The organism is Bacillus sp. FJAT-49736 (assembly GCF_018343615.1).
Taxonomy (GTDB): Bacteria; Bacillota; Bacilli; order Bacillales; family Bacillaceae_C; genus Margalitia.
In genome coordinates this window covers 1-3,193 of the sequence record NZ_JAGYPI010000013.1, presented here as the reverse complement: position 1 = coordinate 3,193, position 3,193 = coordinate 1, and the positions used below count along the sequence as shown (strand labels likewise).

Sequence of the window (3,193 nt, the reverse complement as noted above, 5' to 3'; positions counted from 1 at the left end):
GCCTGGCAACGTCCTACTCTTGCAGGGGGAGAGCCCCCAACTACCATCGGCGCTGAGAAGCTTAACTTCCGTGTTCGGGATGGGAACGGGTGTGACCTTCTCGCCATTATTACCAGACCTCAGTTTTTTGCTGAACGCAAAATAACTTTCTTTTTGTAAGGGTTTGTTCCCTCAAAACTAAATACTGCAGAAGAATCAAGTAAAGAGAATCGCTTTTTTGGTTAAGTCCTCGATCGATTAGTATTCGTCAGCTCCATGTGTCGCCACACTTCCACCTCGAACCTATCAACCTGATCATCTTTCAGGGATCTTACTAGCTTGACGCTATGGGAAATCTCATCTTGAGGGGGGCTTCATGCTTAGATGCTTTCAGCACTTATCCCTTCCGCACATAGCTACCCAGCGATGCCTTTGGCAAGACAACTGGTACACCAGCGGTGCGTCCATCCCGGTCCTCTCGTACTAAGGACAGCTCCTCTCAAATTTCCTACGCCCACGACGGATAGGGACCGAACTGTCTCACGACGTTCTGAACCCAGCTCGCGTACCGCTTTAATGGGCGAACAGCCCAACCCTTGGGACCGACTACAGCCCCAGGATGCGATGAGCCGACATCGAGGTGCCAAACCTCCCCGTCGATGTGGACTCTTGGGGGAGATAAGCCTGTTATCCCCGGGGTAGCTTTTATCCGTTGAGCGATGGCCCTTCCATGCGGAACCACCGGATCACTAAGCCCGACTTTCGTCCCTGCTCGACTTGTAGGTCTCGCAGTCAAGCTCCCTTGTGCCTTTACACTCTACGAATGATTTCCAACCATTCTGAGGGAACCTTTGGGCGCCTCCGTTACTCTTTAGGAGGCGACCGCCCCAGTCAAACTGCCTGCCTGACACTGTCTCCCACCCCGATTGAGGGGTGCGGGTTAGAATTTCAATACAGCCAGGGTAGTATCCCACCGACGCCTCCACCGAAGCTGGCGCTCCGGCTTCAAAGGCTCCTACCTATCCTGTACAAGCTGTACCAAAATTCAATATCAAGCTGCAGTAAAGCTCCACGGGGTCTTTCCGTCCTGTCGCGGGTAACCTGCATCTTCACAGGTACTATAATTTCACCGAGTCTCTCGTTGAGACAGTGCCCAGATCGTTACGCCTTTCGTGCGGGTCAGAACTTACCTGACAAGGAATTTCGCTACCTTAGGACCGTTATAGTTACGGCCGCCGTTTACTGGGGCTTCAATTCAGAGCTTCGCTTGCGCTAACCCCTCCTCTTAACCTTCCAGCACCGGGCAGGCGTCAGCCCCTATACTTCGCCTTGCGGCTTCGCAGAGACCTGTGTTTTTGCTAAACAGTCGCCTGGGCCTATTCACTGCGGCTCTCTCGGGCTTGCACCCTACCAGAGCACCCCTTCTCCCGAAGTTACGGGGTCATTTTGCCGAGTTCCTTAACGAGAGTTCTCTCGCTCACCTTAGGATTCTCTCCTCGCCTACCTGTGTCGGTTTGCGGTACGGGCACCTTTTACCTCACTAGAGGATTTTCTTGGCAGTGTGGAATCAGGAACTTCGGTACTATATTTCCCTCGCCATCACAGCTCCGCCTTCACGGTTACGGGATTTGCCTCGTAACCAGCCTAACTGCTTGGACGCACATATCCAACAGTGCGCTTACCCTATCCTCCTGCGTCCCCCCATCGTTCAAACGGTAAAGAGGTGGTACAGGAATATCAACCTGTTGTCCATCGCCTACGCCTTTCGGCCTCGGCTTAGGTCCCGACTAACCCTGAGCGGACGAGCCTTCCTCAGGAAACCTTAGGCATTCGGTGGAAGGGATTCTCACCCTTCTTTCGCTACTCATACCGGCATTCTCACTTCTAAGCGCTCCACCAGTCCTTCCGGTCTGGCTTCACCGCCCTTAGAACGCTCTCCTACCACGGACACCTACGGTGTCCATCCACAGCTTCGGTGATACGTTTAGCCCCGGTACATTTTCGGCGCAGAGTCACTCGACCAGTGAGCTATTACGCACTCTTTAAATGGTGGCTGCTTCTAAGCCAACATCCTGGTTGTCTAAGCAACTCCACATCCTTTTCCACTTAACGTATACTTTGGGACCTTAGCTGGTGGTCTGGGCTGTTTCCCTTTTGACTACGGATCTTATCACTCGCAGTCTGACTCCCAAGCATAAGTATTTGGCATTCGGAGTTTGTCTGAATTCGGTAACCCGATGAGGGCCCCTAGTCCAAACAGTGCTCTACCTCCAATACTCTTCATCTTGAGGCTAGCCCTAAAGCTATTTCGGAGAGAACCAGCTATCTCCAAGTTCGATTGGAATTTCTCCGCTACCCACACCTCATCCCCGCACTTTTCAACGTGCGTGGGTTCGGGCCTCCAGTAAGTGTTACCTTACCTTCACCCTGGACATGGGTAGATCACCTGGTTTCGGGTCTACGACCTCATACTATGTTCGCCCTATTCAGACTCGCTTTCGCTGCGGCTCCGCCTCATCAGCTTAACCTTGCATGAAATCGTAACTCGCCGGTTCATTCTACAAAAGGCACGCTATCACCCGGCATTTTTCCAAAGGAAAATATGCACAGGGCTCTAACTACTTGTAGGCACACGGTTTCAGGTTCTCTTTCACTCCCCTCCCGGGGTGCTTTTCACCTTTCCCTCACGGTACTGGTTCACTATCGGTCACTAGGGAGTATTTAGCCTTGGGAGATGGTCCTCCCTGCTTCCGACGGGATTTCACGTGTCCCGCCGTACTCAGGATCCACTCTGGAGGGAACGAAGTTTCAACTACAGGGTTGTTACCTTCTTTGACGGGCCTTTCCAGACCTCTTCATCTACTCCGTTCCTTTGTAACTCCGTATAGAGTGTCCTACAACCCCAAGAGGCAAGCCTCTTGGTTTGGGCTTCTTCCGTTTCGCTCGCCGCTACTCAGGAAATCGCAATTGCTTTCTCTTCCTCCGGGTACTTAGATGTTTCAGTTCCCCGGGTCTGCCTTCCTTATCCTATGTATTCAGATAAGGATACTGCTCCATTACGAGCAGTGGGTTCCCCCATTCGGAAATCTCCGGATCAAAGCTTGCTTACAGCTCCCCGAAGCATATCGGTGTTAGTCCCGTCCTTCATCGGCTCCTAGTGCCAAGGCATCCACCGTGCGCCCTTACTAACTTAACCTATAAGGTTATTACTACT

At 52.3% G+C, this 3,193-nt stretch carries 2 rRNA genes; both read right to left on the bottom strand.

Going from position 1 to position 3,193, the window contains the following annotated elements:
- A 5S ribosomal RNA gene (gene rrf, locus KHA87_RS22055) occupies positions 1-117 on the bottom strand.
- A 100-nt stretch (positions 118-217) separates the two neighbouring features.
- Positions 218-3,175: ribosomal RNA gene (locus tag KHA87_RS22050) — 23S ribosomal RNA — on the bottom strand.
- Between the last annotated feature and the right edge of the window lie 18 nt (positions 3,176-3,193).